Raw genomic sequence first — 18,164 nt, 5'->3', positions numbered from 1 at the left:
TGAGTTGGTCCCCGTCGCTGCGAAGTCCCGGGGCGCGCCCGGGCCCCGGTTCTGGCCAGGGCGGACACGTAAGGTTAGCCGCCCGCACGGGTGATCTTGGGGAGGGTCGGCCGGGTGACACCGGACAACGTCCCGGCGTACTCCGCCACAGCGCAACCGGAGCCCGTGCGCCGGGGGTTCACGCTCCGTTCAACTCGCGTCCGCCGCGTTGCCCGGCTGCCCTCCTAGCGTCACGCCCGACCGGGGCTCTCACGGTCGGCCGGCCCAGACGGGTGCCGGTGCCGGGGCCCGGACGGAGGAGACCATGCGCAAGCTGCTTCCGCTGATCGGATCGCACCCTGGCGGCCGTTCGGCGCTGACCTGCCGTTTCCGCTGCGGGGACGCCTGCTTCCACGAGACGCCCAACACCAGTGACAACGCGTACGTCGGCGACGTGATCGCCGGCGTCCTCTCCAGAAGGTCGGCCCTGCGCGCGGCCGCCGTCGTCACGGTCGCCGGTGCGACCGGCGCCGCCGTGGCCGGGCCCGGCGCCGGCCAGGCCCTCGCGCACGGCGGGCGCCCCGGACCCGGGGGCCACCGCCCGGACGCGGGAAGCGGACAGGCGGCGCGCGGTCTGCGGTTCACCCCGGTCGCCCCCAACACCCTGGACCAGGTGAGCGTCCCGCAGGGGTACGCGCAGGAGATCGTCATCCGCTGGGGCGACCCGATCCTGCACGGCGCCCCGGAGTTCGACGAGAAGCACCACACGGCCAAGGCCCAGGCGGGCCAGTTCGGTTACAACAACGACTTCCTGTCGCTGCTCCCGCTCCAGGAGCACGGCGTCGAGCACGGCGGGGCCCGCCGCCAGGTGCTGGTCGCCAACCACGAATACACCGACGAGGTCCTGATGTTCGCCGGGTACGACCCGGAGAACCCCAGCCGCGAACAGGTCGAGATCGCCTGGGCCGCGCACGGCCTCTCGGTGGTCGTCGTCGAGGAGGAACGCCGCACCGGCAAGCTGACCCCCCTCCGCCGCCACCGCCTCAACCGCCGCCTCACCGCGACCAGCCGCTTCGAGATGACCGGCCCGGCCGCCGGCCACCCGCTGCTGCGCACCAGCGCCGACCGGCGCGGCACCACCGTCCTCGGCACCCTCAACAACTGCGCGGGTGGCACCACCCCGTGGGGCACCACGCTGCACGGCGAGGAGAACGTCAACCAGTACTTCGCCCATGCCGAGAAGGTCACCGACCCCGAGACCGCCGCCCGCCTCAAGCGGTACGGCATCACCGGCGGCGCCTCCGAGCGCAAGTGGGAGCGGTTCGACCGGCGGTTCGACCTCTCCGAGGAGCCCAACGAGGCCAACCGCCACGGCTGGGTGGTCGAACTCGACCCGTACGACCCTCACTCCACGCCGCGCAAGCGGACCGCGCTGGGCCGCTTCAAGCACGAGGCGGCACAGCCCCGGCTGACCCGCGACGGGCGGCCGGTCGTCTACATGGGCGACGACGAGAAGTTCGACTACTTCTACAAGTTCGTCTCCGCCAAGCGGATGCGGAAGGGCGACTCGCGCGCCGCCCGCGAGCACAACCTGACGCTGCTGGACGAGGGCACCCTGTACGTCGCCAGGCTCACCGGCGACTCGCCCGCCGACCAGATCGACGGCACCGGGAAGCCGCCCGCCGACGGCGAGTTCGACGGCTCCGGCCGGTGGATTCCGCTGGCCACGGCCGGCCCGCACGGCAACGTCTCGCACGTGCCCGGGATGAGCGCCGCCGAGGTCTTCGTCTTCACCCGCCTCGCCGGTGACAAGGTCGGCGCCACCAAGATGGACCGCCCCGAGGACGTCGAGCCCTCGCCGCGCACCGGCAAGGTCTACGTCGCGCTGACCAACAACAGCGACCGGGGCAAGGAGGGCAAGGCGCCCGCCGACGAGGCCAACCCGCGCAACGCCAACAAGCACGGGCAGGTCCTGGAGTTGACCGAGTACCGCGAGGACCCGACGAGCACCCGGTTCGCCTGGTCGCTCTTCCTCGTCGCGGGCGACCCCGAGGACCCCGCCACGTACTTCGCCGGGTTCCCCAAGGAGAAGGTCAGCCCGATCTCCTGCCCCGACAACGTCGCCTTCGACCCGCACGGCAACCTCTGGATCTCCACCGACGGCAACGCTCTCGGCTCCCACGACGGCCTCTTCGCCGTCGCCACCAGCGGCCCGCGCAAGGGGGAGCTGAAGCAGTTCCTCACCGTGCCGACCGGCGCCGAGACCTGCGGACCGGTCATCCAGGACCGGCGGGTCCTGGTCGCGGTACAGCACCCCGGCGAGGTCGACGGCGCCTCCGTGGAGGAGCCCGCCTCGCAGTGGCCGGACGGACCCGGGCGGATCGTCCGCCCCGCCGTGGTCGCGGTGTGGCGCGCCGACGGCGGCGACATCGGCGTCTGAGCCGGCCGCCTGCCGGAGGAACCGGCAGGTCAGCGCCGGGCCGGGCGAGCGCGCCGCAGCCCGGCGAGTACCGCGATGAGGAGTGCCAGGACGAGCAGGCCGCCGAGGACCGCCCACGCCAGGGTCCTCGGTGCGCTCGCCAGGGCGTCGAAGACGGCCGCGGCCGACGCCTCCGAGACGTCCGGAGGCAGCTCGTCCAAGGTGGCCCGCCGCCCGACCACGATGCCGAGGAGCAGCGCCCCGCAGGCCAGCGCCCCGCCGAGGCAGGTGAGGACGGCGGCGCGGGCCCGGCGCCGGGCCAGGAGGAGGCCGAGGGCGGCGGTCACCACGGCGGCGCCGGCCAGCCAGAGCCCGGCCTCCTGGAGCAGGCGGAAGCTCTGCCGGGCGGCCGGGAAGCGGTGCGCCTCCAGGATCGTCACCTCGACGTCCTCCACCGGGACGCGGTCGGCGAACGGCACCCCGTCGGCCTCCAACTGGTCCTTCACCTGCTGGGTGATGGGGGCGAGGTTGAGGGTGACCGCGCCGTTCCCGTCGCCCTCGCGCAGGGCGCGCTGAACCGCGCCGTGTGCCTCCCGGTTGGCGGCGTTCCAGCCGGTCCGGAAGGTCTCCGTGGTGGTGAACGAGCGGATGGCGCTCTCCACGAACTCGGCGACGGTGTCCTGGAGCGGGCCGGTGTCCAGTTCCCGCATGACCCGGTCGGTGACGGCCGCCGCGATGTCGGCCTGGATGTGCTCGTTCGAGGCGAGCGGCTCCATGGTCCCCACGTACTCGTCGACATCGCCGATGTCGAGCCGCGCCCACCCGGAGAGGATGGCGAGCGGCACCAGCAGCGCCGTGACGACCAGCAGTACCCCGGAGGCGGCCGCCGAGAGGCCCCGTCCCGCGCGGCGGGCGCGGGGCGGGGCGGGGCGGGGGGCGTTCGCGGGGCTGCTCACGGGGTCCAGCGAAGCGGTGCCACGCGGCGGACGCCACCCGTGGAGGGCTCATCGGGTCAGCGGTGCGCCCCCGGGGGTCACTCCTTGGTGTGGTAGCGGTAGAAGACCGAGGCCAGGACGGCCAGTCCCAGCGCGAGCCCCAGGCCGACGGCCCTCAGGGCGCTGGCCCCGCTGAGGCTGTACAGGTAGCCGAAGCTCACCCCGGCGAAGACGCCCCAGACCGCCGCCCGCACCTCCTGCGGGATGGCCCGGGTCATCCCCTTGTGCAGGACGAAGGCGAGGACGCCGACGACCAGACCCGAGAGGATGCCGAAGAGGACGTTGCCCCAGGTGATCGGGCCCGCGTCGCGGTCCATGGTGGCGCCCCAGCAGCCGTAGAGCACCGCGAGGACGAGCGGCCAGCCGATCGAGGCCCTGGTCGTCGCGGGGTGGCGGGCGGTGGAGCGGGAGCGTCCGGGGGTTCCCCTGGCCGGGGCGGCGTGCGACATGGCGGGCTCCTCTCAGCCGGTGAGCCGTGGGCTCGCTCGTACGCGCTGCCCCGTCCGGGCCGGGTACGGCCCGGGCACGGCTCCGGTGCGGCCGGTCTGCGGCCTGACTCCAGGGCACACCGCCGCGCGGGCCCCGGCAACTCGGGGCGCCGGGCCGTACGAAGTGCGAGGGTGCGGGGGCCGTGGTTCGCTGGCGGAATCAGCGGTCTGCGCCGATCGACGCCGGAGGGGGCGGAGCTGCGTGGACGGACGGGCAGGCAAGCAGGGATGTTCCACGTGGGTCCTCGGTGTCCGTTTCACGTGAAACATCGGGGCCCTCACGGTCGGATGGTGGATGTTTCACGTGAAACATCCACGAGAGCCGAGCGGTTGGGGGGCCTGAGCCGCCTCACGGGCCGGAACGACCGAGTGGAAGGCGCCAGATGGCGATCCCGAGGGACGTGAGGGAGAGCTCCCCATGAAGATCGTGGTGTTCGGGGCCACCGGCATGATCGGCAGTCGCATCACCGCCGAGGCGGTACGACGGGGCCATCAGGTGCTGGCGGTGAGCCGGAGCGGAGAGGCGCCCGTGCCCGGGGCGGTGGTGACGGCGGGCGACGCCGGCGATCCGGAACGGGTGCGCGAACTGGCGGCGGACGCCGACGCGGTCATCTCCGCCGTCGCCCCGCCCCGCGACGGCTCCGCCCCCGGCGAGGCCTTCCTGGCGGTCAACGTCGCGCTGGCCGAAGGGGTGAGTGCGGCAGCCGCCACCACTCCGGGACCCGCCACCGGCTCCGGCGCGGGGCGGCTGGTCGTGGTCGGTGGCGCGGGGAGCCTGGAGGTGGCCCCGGACCGGCCGCTGGTCGAGGAGGAGGGGTTCCCCGAGGAGTACCGGCCGGAGGCACTGGCCCAGCAGGACGTCCTCTGGTTCTACCGGGACATCGACGATCCGGGGCTGGACTGGACGTACATCTCCCCCGCACCGGAGATCGGCCCGGGCGAGCGGACCGGGCGCTACCGGATCGGTGGCGACACCCTGTTGACCGCCGAGGGGGCGGGCGGCAGCCACGCCTCGCGGATCAGCGCCGAGGACTTCGCCGTGGCCGTTGTCGACGAGACCGAGAACCACCGCCACCCACGCACCCGGATCTCGGTGGCGTACTGACGGGGTCCGTCCTGCGGTGAACGGCGGAAAGCAACCGGGAGGACGGGCCATGCGGCGCGAGGGAGACGCCAGGGCGCACCCGCACGCCGGTCACGTCCGTGTCCGCCCCCTGCCCTGGCTGCGCGGCCGACACGCCGTCCGGGTGCTGCCGACGCCGCTCCTCGTACTGATCGTCCTCGGCGACCTGGCGACGGGCAGCGGCTTCCGGGTGATCACCTGGGTGGTGATCGTCCCCGCCCTGACGGCCGCGCTCGCGGGGGTGCGGGCGACCGCCGTGTTCTCCGCCCTCTCCCTCGGGGCCTGCCTGCTGGTCGACCGGGTGCTGCGCCCCGGCCCGGAGGCCGAGCTGCCCGGGCTTCTGCTGGTCGCTGTGGGGGGCGTGGCGTCGGTGGCGGCCTGCGCCGTCCGCCAGGCCGACGAACGGCGCGCCGCCAGACTCAGCCTCGCCGCCGACGTCATCCGCGACACGGTGCTACGGCCGCTGCCACCCCGCTGGGGCGGCCTCGACCGGGCGGCGCTGTACGTGCCCGCCGACCACGTCGCACGGGTCGGACGACCTCACCGTTCTGGCCCTCAGACCCCTGCCGGCCGCGCCCCGGCGCGACGCGTTTCCGTGAGCGCCGGAGGACCAGGAGCGCGGAAGCGGCTTGCCCGTCCCCGGATCGCGTGATCGGGGAAGAGGCAGGAGGCTGGGAGTCAGGCCAGGGAGAGGAAGAGCTTCTCCAGGCGGGCCCGCATCTCCTCGCGGGACTCCGGTGTGGTGGGGCTCTCCCCGTCCTGGGGGTCGTCGATCAGACACTGCTGGAGCCCGGTGGCGATGATGGCGAAGCCGGCCCGGTCCAGCGCGCGGGAGGCCGCTGCCAGCTGCGTCACGACGTCCTCGCAGTCCCGCCCCTCCTCGATCATGCGGGCGACGCCCGCGATCTGGCCCTGGGCCCGCTTGAGACGGTTCAGCACGGACTTGAGATCCGACTCGGCGAGTTCCAGCTGCACGGGGGGCTCCTTCGTAGGTGTTCTCTCCCAGGATGACACCGGAAGCGGACGGACGAGGAAGGGCCCCGGCGCCCGAGGGCGGCCGGAGCCTCTTCCCGGTGCGGACGGGCCGCCGTCAGTCGCGGATGTCGATCTTCTGCTCGCCCTCGGCCGCGTGCGCGGCGGGGGCGGCCTGAGCGGGCGTCTGCGCGGGCACGGCGGTGGCGCCCTCCTTGGCGGTGATGCCCTTGAGGACGCTGGTCAGGTCCATCCCGGTGGTGGACTGGAGCAGCTCCATGCCCTGGGTGACGTTGTCGACCACGGTGCGGGAGAGCTTGGAAGCACCGTCCGTGGAGATCACCGTCATCTTGTCGACGGCGCTGAGCGGCTCGGACGCCTTGGCGACGACCTGCGGCAGCACCTCGACCAGCATCTGGAGGACGGCCGCGTCGCCGTACTGAGCGAAGGCGTCGGCCTTCTTCCGCATGGCCTCCGCCTCGGCGGCGCCCTTCGCCGCGATGGCGGCCGCGTCGGCCTCACCCTCGATGCGGACGGCGTCGGCGAGGGCGGCACGGTGCGCCTTCTCACCCTCACCGGTCAGGCGAGCCCGCTGCGCGTCGGCCTCGGCCTCCTTGACCTGGGCGATCCGGCGGGCCTCCGCCTCCTGCTCGGCCTGGTACCGCGCGGCGTCGGCGGGCTTACGCACCTTGGTGTCGAGCTCGCGGTCGGTCAGCGCGGCTTGGCGCTCGGCCACCTTCTCCTGCTCCATCAGCACTTCCTGCTGACGGGCGGCCTCGGCGAGCGGGCCGGCGGCGTTGGCCTTGGCGCCGGCCGCCTCCGTCTCGACCTTGATCTCGGCCTGCTTCAGGTAGAAGGTCCGCTCGGCGATGGCGATCTCCTCGGCGGCCTTCAGGCGGGCCTGCTCCGAGGCGCGCTTGGCGATCGCCTCGGCGATGTCGGCCTCCTGCTTGGCGCGGGCGGCCTCAGGACGGCCGAGGTCCTCCAGGTAGGAGCCCTCGGTGGTGATGTCCTGGATCTGGAAGGCGTCCAGGATCAGGCCCTGGCCGGAGAGGCTGGTCTCGGCCTCCTCGGCGACCTGCCCGGCGAAGGTGGCGCGGTCGCGGATGATGTCCTCGACCGACATGCGGCCGACGATGGCGCGCAGGGCGCCGGAGAGCACTTCCTGGGTGAAGCCGACGATGCCGCCCTGCTGCTGGAGGAAGCGCTGGGCGGCGGCACGGATGGCGTCCTCGTTGCCGCCGACCTTGACGATGGCGACGCCTTCGAGGTTGGCCTTGACGCCGCGCAGGGTCACCGCGCCCCGCACGGAGACCGGGATGTGGCGACTGGAGAGGTCGAGGGTGAAGCGCTGCTGCACGAACGGGACGACGAAGACACCGCCGCCGACCACGACCTTCTGCCCGCTGTTGTCGGTGATGACGCGGCCGGTGTCCGGGTCGGTGGACTTCTTGCCCCGGCGGCCGGTGATGATGAACGCCTCGCTGGGCCCGGCGACCTTGTACCGGGTGATCACCACCAGGGCGAGCAGGACGAGGAGCACCACGGCTCCCACGACTGCGGTGACGACTGGACTCATTGGGCTTCCCCCAAGCCGTCCGGGGGACGGCTGATAGTGCGGACAGTGCGGTCGGGTGGAGCTGCGGCCCTCCGGCACGGGCCGGTGTCCCCGTGTAAACACCCGACGGCCCCGTGACGGTGTTTCACGTGAAACGTCCGGATGTTTCACGTGAAACACCGGCCGACTCGGAAGGGCGGTCGGCCGCCGGTACTCCCCCGACCCGGTTCCGCCGCCGTCAGCGGTCGACGGGTCGGACGGAGACCGAGGTCGAGGAGAGAGATGCCTCGACCCAGACCTCCGTTCCCCTGGTGAGGGGAGCGGAGGATTTGGCGGACAGTTTGAGCGGCTGGCCGCCGAGGTACACCAGCACCTCGCCGTACCCGCTCATCGGAATCGCGGTGACCACGGAGCCGGCCGTGCCCACCAGATCGGCGGAGCGGGGCGTGGCATCGGTCTGGTCGCGCATCAGGGCCTTGCTCAGCCTGAGCACGATCCAGCCGGTCACGAGCCCGGCGAGGACACCGACGCCCGTCGCGCCGACCGCACCGAGCCCGGTGGTCCCCAGTACGACCGCTCCGCCGAACCCGAGCATCGACACGAACCCGGCAATGGCGGGCAGGGAGAGCAGACCGTCGAGGAAGTCCCCGAAGAATCCCTCCAGGACGCCGTCGAAGATCAGGGAAAGAACCAGCAGGACGATTCCCGCGATTCCCAGACCAAGAAACAGGGTCACGATTTACCCCTCCCCGTGTCGCCGTTCCTCGCCCACCACCGTGCCCGTTCGCAGGGGGCATTCGCTTCCGGAACCGGCGGTCCTGATTTCCGCCGTGCCGTTCCGGGCCGCTCCGCATTTCTGACGCGCGTGGCAGGGCGAGAAGCCGGTGCCGTGACTCTCCTGAATGCTCCCATAGGCCCGTCCGAAAAGACATTGCCGATCACCGGCAATCTTGACGCGTTCTTAATGCCATGTCGCCGCCCCTCTGTCCCCGGGACCCCGGCGTCCCGTACCCCCGCGCGGGCCCGGCCCTCACCCTGTACGGGCAAGTTGAGGCCACGGGTGGAAACGGGGCGGGAGGGCGTGCTCTGATGTCCTTCGGCTCGCGCGGCCGGGCCACGGCCGGCGCCCACGACCGGGTCCCGCACGCCCGGCCCGGCCGAACGGCAGCCGTTCCCACGGTGTCGGACCGGCCGGCTCTCCGGTCCCGCTCCACCCCCGGTGCCGAGCCCGTACGTCGGCCCCATCCGGACCGCCCGCCGGCCCGAACAAGGAGCGGACGGGAGCGGGCCGGCGGCCCAGGACCACGCCCCGAATTCTGCTGGAGCCCGAGTGCCCGGGCCGACCACCCGACCCACACGCCCACACCCACCGTCACGAACACCGCCGCAGCCGCAGCCCCGTCGGGGCCGGGCCGGGGCGACAAGGGGGAGATACCGACATGAGGACAGAGCGGGCCCAGGACGCCGAGCCGCCGCCCCGCACGGCCGCCGCTCTCAGGGCAGCGCCGCCGGAGCAGTACGAGGACGCGGCCCGGCGGGCCGGTCTCGACGGCCTGCCGCGCCAGGGCGGACGCGGCGAGAGCCCGGCGAGGGCGGACCGGGCCGTGGTGATGCTGCTGCACGGCGGCCGGGAAACGGGCCTGGAGGCGCCTCCGCCGTGGAACCTGCCCGGGCTGCGGATGCGGCCCTTCGGCCGGTCCATCGCCCGGGCAGCCCGGGGCCGCGACGTGCGGCTGACCACCGTCCGCTACACCCACCGGGGCTGGAACGGCGCCCGCGAGGACCCGCTGCGGGACACCACCCGCGCCCTCGACGCGCTGGCCGAGGAGTACGGCGAGGTCCCGGTGGTCCTGGTCGGCCACTCCATGGGCGGCCGGGCCGCCCTGCGCGCCGCCGGACACCCGCTGGTGCGCGGCGTCGTCGGCCTCGCCCCCTGGTGCCCGCCCGGCGACCCGGTGACCCAGCTCGCCGACCGCTCGGTGGTCCTGTTGCACAGCGACCGCGACCCCACCACCAGCCCGCTCGCCTCGCAGACCACGGCGACCCGCGCCCGCCGCGCCGGCGCCCGGACCTGCTCGGTGACGATCCGCGGCAGCGACCACGCGATGCTGCGCCGCGCCCCCGTCTGGCACCGGCTCACCGCGGACCTGGTCACCGGCCTGCTCGGCCACGGCCCGCTCCCCGCGGCCGTCGGCACCGCGCTGGCCCTCCCGCCGGGCACCACGGGGCCCGAGGGCAATCTCGACCTGGACCGGATCTCCGGCGTGCGCCCGTAGCGGCGGCTCACCCGTAGGACAGGTCGTCGCAGAGGTCGTCGTCGGCCGACCGGGCACCGTCCGCCACCTCGGCCGGGACGCCGGTCGGCTGCGGCGAGGGAGCGGCCTGGGGCCCGGCGTCGGGGTCGGCGGCGTAGGAGGTGCCGACGGTGACGTCGATGCCGGGCCCGGCCCCCTCGACCAGCCGGGCGCCGGGGAAGAGCCGGGCCGCCGTACGGGCGCCGTCCTCCTCGCCGGGGCCGTGGGTGATGACGGTGCCCGCCAGGTCCTGCCGGGGGGCGTTGCCGTAGGCGCTGACGGTGAAGCCGTGCTCGGTGAGGCGGGTGGCGGCGCGGGCGGCCAGGCCGCCGGTGGCGGTGCCGTTGTGGACGGTGACGGTGGTGCCGGTGCCGTCCACCGACCCGGTCGTGGCCGACGAGGTGTCGGCGGCCGGGCGGGCGTCCCGGCGGCCCCCCGCGTTCTTGCCGTCGAGGGTGCGGTCGCTCCTGAGTGCCTGCCACAGCGCGGCTGCGTCCGGCTCCACGACGGCCACCCGGTTGCCCTCGTAACGCCAGGGGATGGTGAGGAACTTGGTGTTGTCGAGGTCGATGTCCTTCAGTCCCATGGCGAAGCCGAGGAGCTTGTCGGCGGAGCCGAGGCCCGGGTCGACCGTCATCGACTTGGTGGCGGCGTCCGCGAGCGGCAGGAGCTTGCCGGGGGTGAGTCCGTCCTCCTTGATCTTCTTCATCAGGCTGCCCACGAACGCCTGCTGGCGTTTGATGCGGCCGAGGTCGGAGCCGTCGCCGATGCCGTGCCGGATGCGGACGTAGTCCAGCGCCCGCTGCCCGGAGACGTCCTGCTCGCCACGGGCGAAGACCCGCTTGCCCCGGGTGGCGCGCTTCGGGTCGAGGTCGCGCTCGTATATGTCCTTGGGGACGCAGACGCGGACGCCGCCGACCACCTCGGTGAGGTCGGAGAAGCCCTTGAAGTCGATGACGAGGGTGTGGTCGACGCGCAACCCGGTCAGCTGCTCCACGGTGTTCTGCGTGCAGGCGGGGTTGCCCTCAGCCGTCTCGCCCACGGTGTACGCGGTGTTGAACATGGCGCGCTCCCGCGGCTCGGTCCACGAGCCGTCCGGCAGCCGGCAACTCGGGATCGGGACGAGGGTGTCGCGCGGGATGGAGACCGCGACGGCGTGCTGGGCGTCGGCGTAGACGTGCAGCAGCAGCGCGGTGTCGGAGCGGCCGACGGCGTCCTTGTCCCCGCCGCCGAGGGCGGCGTTGCCGCCGGTGCGGCTGTCGGAGCCGAGGAGCAGGATGTTCTGCCCCGCCGAGGTGTCAGGGGGACGGTTGTCGGAGACGCCCTCCTGGCCGAAGGTGCCGAGGTTGCCGCCGAGTTTGAGGTAGAGCCAGCCGCCGCCCGCCGTGGCGAGCAGCGCGAGGGAGAGGCCGAGCAGCAGGACGCGCCGCGCCTTGCCCCGGCCCTCGGGCGCCGGCGCGGAACCCTGTTCGTCCCCGCGCCCGTCGCGCCCCGCGCCCCCGTCCACCGGTGCGCGCCGTCGGCTGCCGGTCATCCGGTCACTCCCCCTTCAGAGCCCCTCGCCGCATCTGTACGGCGTTGCGCAATGTAGCCAGTCAGGTCGGGCACGGGGAATCCTTCACGGGTATCCGCCGTACCGGCGGGGGCCGTTGGCCCGCCGGGGCGGACACCGCCAGGAGGCCCCGCCCGGAAGAACGACGGCGGCGCCCCGGAGTCCCGCCCGCTGCCCGTGTGCGCCGGGGCGGGGTCAGGGACTCGCGTGGTCGTAGCCGTAACGGAGCGGTTCGTGGTGGACGCGGGGGTCGCGCCGGTACACGTAGAGCGCGTCGACGCGGAAGGGCGCCGAACCGTCCTCCGTCCGGCACGGGTACGTCACCTGCACCACCGCCGGGCGGTCGCGCACCCGCAGGAGCGTGCCGTGGGCCGGGCCACCGTCGAGCAACGCCCGCTCCTCCGCGGCCATTTCGGGAGCGGGAGCGGCGGTCGGGGTGCGGGGCGCGGCTTCACCGGTTCCGTAGCTGGGCATGGAGAGACCTTACGCAGATCCCCACATCCGCTCCACGGCCCCCGGCCCACTCCCCCGAGGCCGGCGCCCGCCCGCCCCGATCCACCGCACCGGCACGGAACCGCCGCCGACTCGGCCCCGAGCCAGGCCGATTCCACTCCTCTCCCGCCGACACCCCACGGGTTCCACCCCCTATACCCGGGCGGCACTACAGCCCCACCACCGTCACCTCCGTGGCCTTGACCGCCATCCAGACCCTGCTTCCGTCCATCAGCCCGAGGTCGGCCGCCGCGGCCGGAGTGATCTCGGCGACCAGGGCCGGCACCTCCGCCGAGGTGAGAAGGACCCGGAGCCGGCTGCCCACCGCCGTCAGCTCCCGCACCGTCCCCGCCCAGACGTTCCGCGGACTGCCTTCCGGGCGGGCCAGATGGAGCGAGACCGCCTCCGGAGCGATCACCGCCAGGACCGGCGCGCCCGGTTCGGGCGGGCTGCCGCCGCCCGGTGCCGTCGTCAGCACGCCGCCGCCCGCCAGCTCGACCGCGCCATCCGCCCCGGCCGTGCCCTCCCAGGCGTTGCCGCCGAGCATCCTGGCCACCCACGGGGAGCGCGGGTGGCGGGTGACCTCGGCGGGCGGGGCGTCCTGCACCGCCTCACCGCCCTCCAGCACCAGCACCCGGCCGGCCAGCGACACCGCCTCCACCGGATCGTGCGTCACGATCAGGCAGACCCCGCCGAACCCGGCGAGATGGCGCCGCAGGGTGTGCCGCACCCGCGCCCTGGTCGTCTGGTCCAGCGCCGCCAGCGGCTCGTCGAGCAGCAGGAGGCGGGGCCGCGCCGCCAGCGCCCGGGCCAGCGCCACCCGCTGGGCCTGGCCGCCGGAGAGCTGGGCGGGCCGCCGGTCGGCCAGCTCTCCCACCCCGAGCCGCACCAGCCACTGGCGGGCCTGCCGCCGCGCCTCGGCCCGGGGCACACCGCGCGCCCGCAGCCCGTACGCCGTGTTGGCCAGCGCCGACAGGTGCGGGAAGAGCGCCCCGTCCTGCGGCACCCACGCCACCTCGCGCCGGTGGGTGGGCAGGCGGGTCACGTCGCGAGGGCCGAGCAGGACCTCGGCGCGGGCGCGCGGGGTGAGGCCCAGCAGGGCACGCAGCAGGGTCGTCTTGCCCGCGCCGTTCGGCCCGACGACCGCGATCGTGGTGCCGGCGGGCGCGGCGAGCGTGAGGCGGGTGTAGCCGGTGAGTTCGGCGCGCAGGTCGGACTTCCCCCCGGGCGGGGCGGCGGGGGCTCCGGGGCGTATCGCGGGTTCGTCCGGGGCGACGCGCTCGTCGGGGCCGTCCGGGTCCGCGCGGCCGGCCCGGGCGGCGGGCACCGTCTCGGCCTCCGGCGGCGGGGCGGAGCGGGCCTCGCGGACCGCCCCGCCCGCCCAGCGGCCGCGCAGGGCCACCAGGACCGCCATCGCGATCACCAGCAGCAGCAGCGAGACGGAGGTGGCGGCCTCGGGGGAGTCCTGGAGGAGGAGGTACACCTGGAGCGGCAGGGTCTGCGTGGCGCCCGGCAGGTTGCCCGCGAAGGTGATCGTCGCGCCGAACTCGCCGAGCGCCCGCGCCCAGGTCAGCGCGGCTCCGGCGGCCAGCGCCGGGGCGAGCAGCGGGAGCGTCACCGTGGCGAAGACCCGCAGCGGGCCGGCGCCGAGCGAGGCGGCCGTCTCCTCCAGCGAGGGGCGCAGCCCCGCGAGCGCCCCCTCCAGGCTGATCACCAGGAAGGGCATCGCCACGAAGGCGGCGGCCACCACCGCGCCCGCCGTGTGGAACGGCAGGGTCAGCCCGAAGGCGGACTCCAGCCACGGCCCGATCACCCCGCGCCTCCCGAAGGCCAGCAGCAGGGCCACACCGCCGACGGTCGGCGGGAGCACCATCGGCAGCAGCACCAGCGAACGGACCAGCGCCTTGCCGGGGAACGGCACCCGGGCCAGCAGCCAGGCCAGCGGCACCCCCATCAGCAGGGAGAGCAGCAGGGCCCAGCCGGAGACGACCAGCGACAGCCGGAGCGCCTGCGTCACCTGCGGCGACGTCAGGTGGTGGACCAGCGCTGCCCAGTCGGTCCTGGCCAGCACGCCGACCAACGGGAGCGACAGGAAGCCGACACCGGCCAGCGCCGGGACCAACAGCCCCGCCGGGACGCCCCGTCGCACCGCGCCGCCCACGCCCCTGCCCGGGCTCCCAGGCCGCTCCGGCCCCCGCACGACTCCCCGCTTCACGCCTGCCCCACCCCGCTCCCGCCTCGCACCCGCGCTCCTCCGTCCACCACGCCCCGCACACCTCGCACACCGCGCTCGTCCTGCGGCCTCCCCCGCCCGGACGCACGCCACACGGAACCACCGGCCCAACAGGAGCGCGGGGCGCACACGAACGCATGATCGAGCGCCCTGCCCGTCCCGAGCGCCCCGAACGATCCGGTACGCCCCCGCAGCCCCGTGAACGGCCCCGCGCACCTCCGCCCCAAGGCCGGAGGCATCGGGCTCAGGGCTCTTGGAACCCCGCCTTCCGCAGGAGCTCCCGCGCCTCGTCGGACGACAGCCACTTCACGAAGCGGGCCGCCTCCTTGGCGTGCTCCGAGCCCTTGAGGGTGGCCGCCGGGTAGGAGGCGACGGCGTTCTGAGCGTCCGGGATGCCGACGGCGTCGACCTTGTCCGCAGCGGTCTCGGCGTCGGTCTGGTAGACGAGGCCGGCGTCCGCCTCCCCCAGTTCGACCTTGCTCAGCACGGCGCGGACGCTGACCTCCTGCGAGACCGGCTCCACCGTCAGCTTCCGGGCGTCCAGGATCTGCTCGGCGTACCGCCCGGCCGGCACCTCCTCGGCGGCGAGTACCACCTTGAGCCGGCCGCCGGTGAGGTCCTCAAGGGCCCCGGCCTTCTTCGGGTTGCCCTCCTCCACCGCGATGACCAGGCGGTTCCTGGCGATGACGGCGGGCTGGCCGGTCTCGCCCGCCAGGCCGTCCATGGTCCTGGTGTCGGCGGTGACCAGGGCGTCGGCGGGCGCCCCCTGCCTGACCTGCGCCGCCAGTTCCTGCGAACCCGCGAAGGAGAAGCCGATCCTGACGCCCGGATGCCCCTTCTCGTACGCCTTCCCGACCTGCTCGAACACGTCGGTGAGCGAGGCGGCGGCGAGCACCGTCAGCCGGGTCTGCTGCTCGGACCCGCCCGACGCGCCACCGCCCCCGTCCTCCTCCCGGCCGCCGCCGCACGCGGCGAGCGGTATCAGCACGGCGGCGGTGGCCAGCGCCGCCAGGGCGCGGCGGCGGGGTGAGCGGGTCGGGCGGATGGCGGCGGAACTGGCCATGGAATCCTGGCTCCTCGGTCCGGGCGGGCCGGGCTGACCGTGCTGATCAGGCCGGAGGGAGTGGGGCGGGGCGGCGAAGGGGCGCTGTCCCGGGTGGACGGCGCCCCTCGCGCGCCGCACCTCAGATCCGGTCGATGTGCACGTTGGTCGACTTCACCCGGGCGGTGGCCCGCATCCCGACCTCCAGGCCGAGCTCCTCGACCGCCTCCCTGGTCAGCAGGGAGACCAACCGGTGCGGCCCGGCCTGGATCTCGACCTGCGCCGCGACGTCGCCGAGCTTCACCCCGGTGACGATGCCGGGAAAGGCGTTCCGGGCACTGGTGTACGCGGCTTCCTCGTCGTCCGCGCCCCGCTGTCCCACCTCCACGGCGAGGGCGGCGAGCGCCTGTCCCTCGATGAGGCGCCGGCCGTTGTCGTCGCGATGGGTGGCGACCCGCCCGGCGTCGGCCCAGCGACGCGCCGTGTCGGGGCTGACGCCGAGGAGCCGGGCCGCCTGCCCGATGGTGTAGGACTGCATGTGCGGCACGGTAGGGCGCTGAGCCTCGCATCTGCAAGGTCGCCCCCGACATAGCAGGCGCATGTACGCCCCCCTGGAGGGCACTTCGGCCCCCGCTCCCACGGAACGCGTGCTTCCGCCGCTCCTCCCTGTCGGCGTGAGGGCCGGCTGTCAGTGGGCCCTGCCACACTCCGGCCTCATGACGACCACCCCTGCCACCTCGGCCGCGCCCGCCGCTCCGGCACCCGACCCGCGCCCCTTCCTCCTCACCGACATCGAGGCCGCCGTCCGCGCGAGCTGGGGCCCGGACACCACGACGCCCGCGCACCGCCCGCACTGGAGCCCGCGGAACCCGGCCCGCGACCAGTGCGGGACGACCGCGATGGTCCTGAACGACCTGCTCGGCGGTGAGCTGATCCGCGGCGTGGTCCGCGTCGACGGCGTCCAGACCGACTTCCACTGGTGGAACCGGCTCGGCGCGGGCATCGAGATCGACCTCACCCGCGAGCAGTTCGCGCCCGAGGAGATCGTCTCGGACGGCGAGGTGATCCCCCGCCCGCCCCACTTCACCCGCCTGAAGGAGGAGTACGAGCTGCTGCGCTCCCGCGTCCTGGCCAGGCTGACCCGCCCGGCGGCCTGACCGAGCCGGCGGCCTGACCGGGCGGCGCTCCCCCTGGGCGCCCGTCCCCCGCGCCGCCCACACCGGACGCAAGCCGGAGACCACCCTCGGCAACGTCAAGGCGGACGTCCTCGCCCACTTCGTCCCCGGTTCGCCCCCGGCGGCTCCGTCGCCACCGCCGAGGAGGCCCCGTGGCCGGAGTGGGCCCGACGCCCGTGCGCGCGTGACGGCGGCGCGGCGAAGGCCGTTAGCCTGGGCGACCCCCGCTCCCCGCGGGGCCGCCGACCACGGGAGTCCACCGCCATGCCGCTGCCGCGCATCGGAGTCGTCATCGTCACCATGGGCACCCGCCCGCGCGAACTGGCGGCGCTGCTCGCCTCCGTGGCCCGCCAGGACGTCCCGGCCGCGCGCGTGGTCCTCGTCGGCAACGCGACGCCGCTCACCGAGGTCGCCGACGACACCGCCGGCCTGGCGCTCACCAAGATCCCGCTCACCGAGAACCTCGGCTGCCCCGGCGGCCGCAACGTCGGCCTCGCCCTGCTGCGCGAAGCCGGCGACGTCGACGTGGTCGTGGAACTGGACGACGACGGCCTGCTCATCGCCGACGACGTCTTCCGCACGGTCCAGCAGCGCTACGCCCGCGACCCCGGCCTCGGCGTCATCGGCTTCCGCGTCGCCGACGAGCACGGCCACACCGAACGCCGCTGGGTCCCCCGGCTGCGTGCCGGCGACCCGATGCGCGGCGGCCCCGTGACCGCCTTCCTCGGCGGCGGCCACGCCCTCTCGATGCCCATGCTGCGCCAGATCGGCCTCTGGCCCGCCGAGTTCTTCTTCGGCCACGAGGAATCGGACCTGGCCTGGCGCGCCCTCGACGCCGGCTGGACCATCCGGTACGCACCCGACCTGGTCCTCCAGCACCCCCGCACCTCCCCCGCTCGCCACGCGGTCTACCACCACAACACCGCCCGCAACCGCGTCTGGCTGGCCCGACGACGCCTCCCGGCCGTGCTGATCCCGGTCCACCTGGCCCTCTGGACGCTCCTGATGACGGCCCGCCTCCGCTCCCCGTCCGCCCTGAAAGCCTGGTGGGGCGGCTTCTTCGAGGGCCTGCGCACCCCCTGCGGCCCGCGCGGCCCGATGGCCTGGCGCACGGTCTGGCGGATGACCCGGCTGGGACGCCCGCCCGTCCTCTGACCGCCCGCCCCGGCCGGCAAACCCCTCGCCCCGGGCCCCGCCCCCGCCTAAGCTGCCCGTCCTGGCGAACCGGAAAGGGTGTGCGTGCGGGTGGAGATGCCGATACGGACCGAACGGCTGGTGCTGCGGCCGTTGCGGGCGGAGGACGCCGACGCGCTCCACGCCTACCACCGGCGGGAGGACGTAGCGCGGTACCTGTACCGGCCGCCGCTGGACCGGGACGGATGCGCGAAGCTCATCGCCCGCAGCGTCGAGTCGCCGGAGTGGGGCACGGCGGGGGCCGGCCTGGGGCTCGCTGTCTGCCTGCGCGGGCAGGTGATCGGCGAGACCGGGCTGCGGCTGCGCTCGGCGGAGGCGGCGCAGGCGGAGATCGGCTGGGTTCTCGCGCCGGAGTACGCCGGTCACGGCTACGCCACCGAGGCCGCCCGGGCCGTACTGGCGGCCGCGTTCGGCCCGCTCAAGGTGCACCGGGTCCACGCACGGCTCGACGCCGACAACAAGCCCTCGCGGCGCGTCTGCGAGCGGCTCGGCATGCGCCGCGAGGCACACCTGGTCGACAACGACGTCAACCCGGCCACCGGCACCTGGGGCAGCGAGTACGTCTACGCCATGCTGGCCAGGGAGTTCCGGGGCTGACCCGGGCCCGACCCCGTACGTACGCGACAGGGCCCGGACTCCCCGAGAGGG

17 protein-coding genes are annotated in these 18,164 nt (G+C 74.5%); 7 read left to right on the top strand and 10 right to left on the bottom strand.

What is annotated here, in order from left to right; genetic code table 11:
• Positions 1 to 304: 304 nt before the first annotated feature.
• Positions 305 to 2,419, top strand: a complete 2,115-nt coding sequence (locus ACSLIC_RS13230) for a PhoX family protein (RefSeq protein WP_436737866.1) — start codon at positions 305 to 307, stop codon at positions 2,417 to 2,419.
• Between the two features lie 29 nt (positions 2,420 to 2,448).
• Here the strand turns inward: ACSLIC_RS13230 and ACSLIC_RS13225 are convergent, their stop codons facing one another.
• Positions 2,449 to 3,354 (bottom strand): hypothetical protein, encoded by a 906-nt coding sequence (locus ACSLIC_RS13225; protein ID WP_436737865.1) that lies wholly within the window; start codon positions 3,352 to 3,354, stop codon positions 2,449 to 2,451.
• A gap of 77 nt (positions 3,355 to 3,431) precedes the next feature.
• Complete coding sequence (locus ACSLIC_RS13220) at positions 3,432 to 3,842, bottom strand: hypothetical protein (RefSeq protein WP_436737864.1); 411 nt, start codon at positions 3,840 to 3,842, stop codon at positions 3,432 to 3,434.
• A 457-nt stretch (positions 3,843 to 4,299) separates the two neighbouring features.
• Here ACSLIC_RS13220 and ACSLIC_RS13215 point away from each other — a divergent pair, with 457 nt between their 5' ends.
• A complete protein-coding gene (locus ACSLIC_RS13215; protein ID WP_436737863.1) occupies positions 4,300 to 4,986 on the top strand; it encodes an NAD(P)-dependent oxidoreductase in 687 nt (228 codons plus the stop codon).
• 49 nt (positions 4,987 to 5,035) lie between these two features.
• A complete protein-coding gene (locus tag ACSLIC_RS13210) occupies positions 5,036 to 5,656 on the top strand; it encodes a hypothetical protein (protein ID WP_436737862.1) in 621 nt (206 codons plus the stop codon).
• A 26-nt stretch (positions 5,657 to 5,682) separates the two neighbouring features.
• Here the strand turns inward: ACSLIC_RS13210 and ACSLIC_RS13205 are convergent, their stop codons facing one another.
• From ACSLIC_RS13205 to ACSLIC_RS13195, 3 genes are all read right to left on the bottom strand, one after another.
• A complete protein-coding gene (locus tag ACSLIC_RS13205; protein WP_436737861.1) occupies positions 5,683 to 5,979 on the bottom strand; it encodes a metal-sensitive transcriptional regulator in 297 nt (98 codons plus the stop codon).
• 115 nt (positions 5,980 to 6,094) lie between these two features.
• Complete coding sequence (locus ACSLIC_RS13200; protein WP_436737860.1) at positions 6,095 to 7,555, bottom strand: flotillin family protein; 1,461 nt, start codon at positions 7,553 to 7,555, stop codon at positions 6,095 to 6,097.
• A 217-nt stretch (positions 7,556 to 7,772) separates the two neighbouring features.
• Complete coding sequence (locus tag ACSLIC_RS13195; RefSeq protein WP_436737859.1) at positions 7,773 to 8,270, bottom strand: hypothetical protein; 498 nt, start codon at positions 8,268 to 8,270, stop codon at positions 7,773 to 7,775.
• 703 nt (positions 8,271 to 8,973) lie between these two features.
• On the opposite strand from ACSLIC_RS13195, the gene ACSLIC_RS13190 reads away from it, so the two are divergent.
• Positions 8,974 to 9,810 (top strand): alpha/beta hydrolase, encoded by an 837-nt coding sequence (locus ACSLIC_RS13190; RefSeq protein WP_436737858.1) that lies wholly within the window; start codon positions 8,974 to 8,976, stop codon positions 9,808 to 9,810.
• Positions 9,811 to 9,817: 7 nt separating this feature from the next.
• Here the strand turns inward: ACSLIC_RS13190 and ACSLIC_RS13185 are convergent, their stop codons facing one another.
• The 5 genes from ACSLIC_RS13185 to ACSLIC_RS13165 all read right to left on the bottom strand — a co-directional run bounded on the left by ACSLIC_RS13185 (position 9,818) and on the right by ACSLIC_RS13165 (position 15,685).
• Positions 9,818 to 11,362: an LCP family protein gene (locus ACSLIC_RS13185; RefSeq protein ID WP_436737857.1), complete on the bottom strand. Its 1,545-nt coding sequence runs from the start codon at positions 11,360 to 11,362 to the stop codon at positions 9,818 to 9,820.
• Between the two features lie 213 nt (positions 11,363 to 11,575).
• Positions 11,576 to 11,854, bottom strand: coding sequence for a hypothetical protein (locus ACSLIC_RS13180; protein WP_436737856.1), 279 nt, complete (start codon positions 11,852 to 11,854; stop codon positions 11,576 to 11,578).
• A 187-nt stretch (positions 11,855 to 12,041) separates the two neighbouring features.
• A complete protein-coding gene (locus ACSLIC_RS13175; protein WP_436737855.1) occupies positions 12,042 to 14,033 on the bottom strand; it encodes an ABC transporter permease in 1,992 nt (663 codons plus the stop codon).
• Between the two features lie 316 nt (positions 14,034 to 14,349).
• Positions 14,350 to 15,168: a molybdate ABC transporter substrate-binding protein gene (gene modA, locus ACSLIC_RS13170; RefSeq protein WP_436737854.1), complete on the bottom strand. Its 819-nt coding sequence runs from the start codon at positions 15,166 to 15,168 to the stop codon at positions 14,350 to 14,352.
• A 121-nt stretch (positions 15,169 to 15,289) separates the two neighbouring features.
• On the bottom strand, positions 15,290 to 15,685 hold the full coding sequence (locus tag ACSLIC_RS13165) for a TOBE domain-containing protein (protein ID WP_436737853.1): 396 nt from the start codon (positions 15,683 to 15,685) through the stop codon (positions 15,290 to 15,292).
• Between the two features lie 178 nt (positions 15,686 to 15,863).
• On the opposite strand from ACSLIC_RS13165, the gene ACSLIC_RS13160 reads away from it, so the two are divergent.
• The 3 genes from ACSLIC_RS13160 (at position 15,864) to ACSLIC_RS13150 (ending at position 18,113) form a co-directional block, all read left to right on the top strand.
• On the top strand, positions 15,864 to 16,304 hold the full coding sequence (locus ACSLIC_RS13160) for a YunG family protein (protein ID WP_436737852.1): 441 nt from the start codon (positions 15,864 to 15,866) through the stop codon (positions 16,302 to 16,304).
• A 282-nt stretch (positions 16,305 to 16,586) separates the two neighbouring features.
• A complete protein-coding gene (locus tag ACSLIC_RS13155; RefSeq protein ID WP_436737851.1) occupies positions 16,587 to 17,477 on the top strand; it encodes a glycosyltransferase family 2 protein in 891 nt (296 codons plus the stop codon).
• A gap of 84 nt (positions 17,478 to 17,561) precedes the next feature.
• Positions 17,562 to 18,113 carry a GNAT family N-acetyltransferase gene (locus ACSLIC_RS13150; RefSeq protein WP_436737850.1) on the top strand — a complete coding sequence of 184 codons (552 nt, stop codon included), beginning with the start codon at positions 17,562 to 17,564 and terminating at the stop codon, positions 18,111 to 18,113.
• The last annotated feature ends 51 nt before the right edge of the window (positions 18,114 to 18,164 follow it).

Source organism: Streptomyces sp. BBFR102 (genome assembly GCF_051397025.1).
Lineage (GTDB): Bacteria > Actinomycetota > Actinomycetes > Streptomycetales > Streptomycetaceae > Streptomyces.
Note: the sequence above shows the minus strand (reverse complement) of the source record. Positions and strands in the feature narration are given on the sequence as shown.

Coding starts and splice junctions, on each gene's coding strand:
- ACSLIC_RS13230 (WP_436737866.1), top strand. CDS start 305: ATGCGCAAGCTGCTTCCGCTGATCGGATCGCACCCTGGCGGCCGTTCG.
- ACSLIC_RS13220 (WP_436737864.1), bottom strand. CDS start 3,842: ATGTCGCACGCCGCCCCGGCCAGGGGAACCCCCGGACGCTCCCGCTCC.
- ACSLIC_RS13215 (WP_436737863.1), top strand. CDS start 4,300: ATGAAGATCGTGGTGTTCGGGGCCACCGGCATGATCGGCAGTCGCATC.
- ACSLIC_RS13210 (WP_436737862.1), top strand. CDS start 5,036: ATGCGGCGCGAGGGAGACGCCAGGGCGCACCCGCACGCCGGTCACGTC.
- ACSLIC_RS13200 (WP_436737860.1), bottom strand. CDS start 7,555: ATGAGTCCAGTCGTCACCGCAGTCGTGGGAGCCGTGGTGCTCCTCGTC.
- ACSLIC_RS13190 (WP_436737858.1), top strand. CDS start 8,974: ATGAGGACAGAGCGGGCCCAGGACGCCGAGCCGCCGCCCCGCACGGCC.
- ACSLIC_RS13185 (WP_436737857.1), bottom strand. CDS start 11,362: ATGACCGGCAGCCGACGGCGCGCACCGGTGGACGGGGGCGCGGGGCGC.
- ACSLIC_RS13180 (WP_436737856.1), bottom strand. CDS start 11,854: ATGCCCAGCTACGGAACCGGTGAAGCCGCGCCCCGCACCCCGACCGCC.
- modA (WP_436737854.1), bottom strand. CDS start 15,168: ATGGCCAGTTCCGCCGCCATCCGCCCGACCCGCTCACCCCGCCGCCGC.
- ACSLIC_RS13165 (WP_436737853.1), bottom strand. CDS start 15,685: ATGCAGTCCTACACCATCGGGCAGGCGGCCCGGCTCCTCGGCGTCAGC.
- ACSLIC_RS13160 (WP_436737852.1), top strand. CDS start 15,864: ATGACGACCACCCCTGCCACCTCGGCCGCGCCCGCCGCTCCGGCACCC.
- ACSLIC_RS13155 (WP_436737851.1), top strand. CDS start 16,587: ATGCCGCTGCCGCGCATCGGAGTCGTCATCGTCACCATGGGCACCCGC.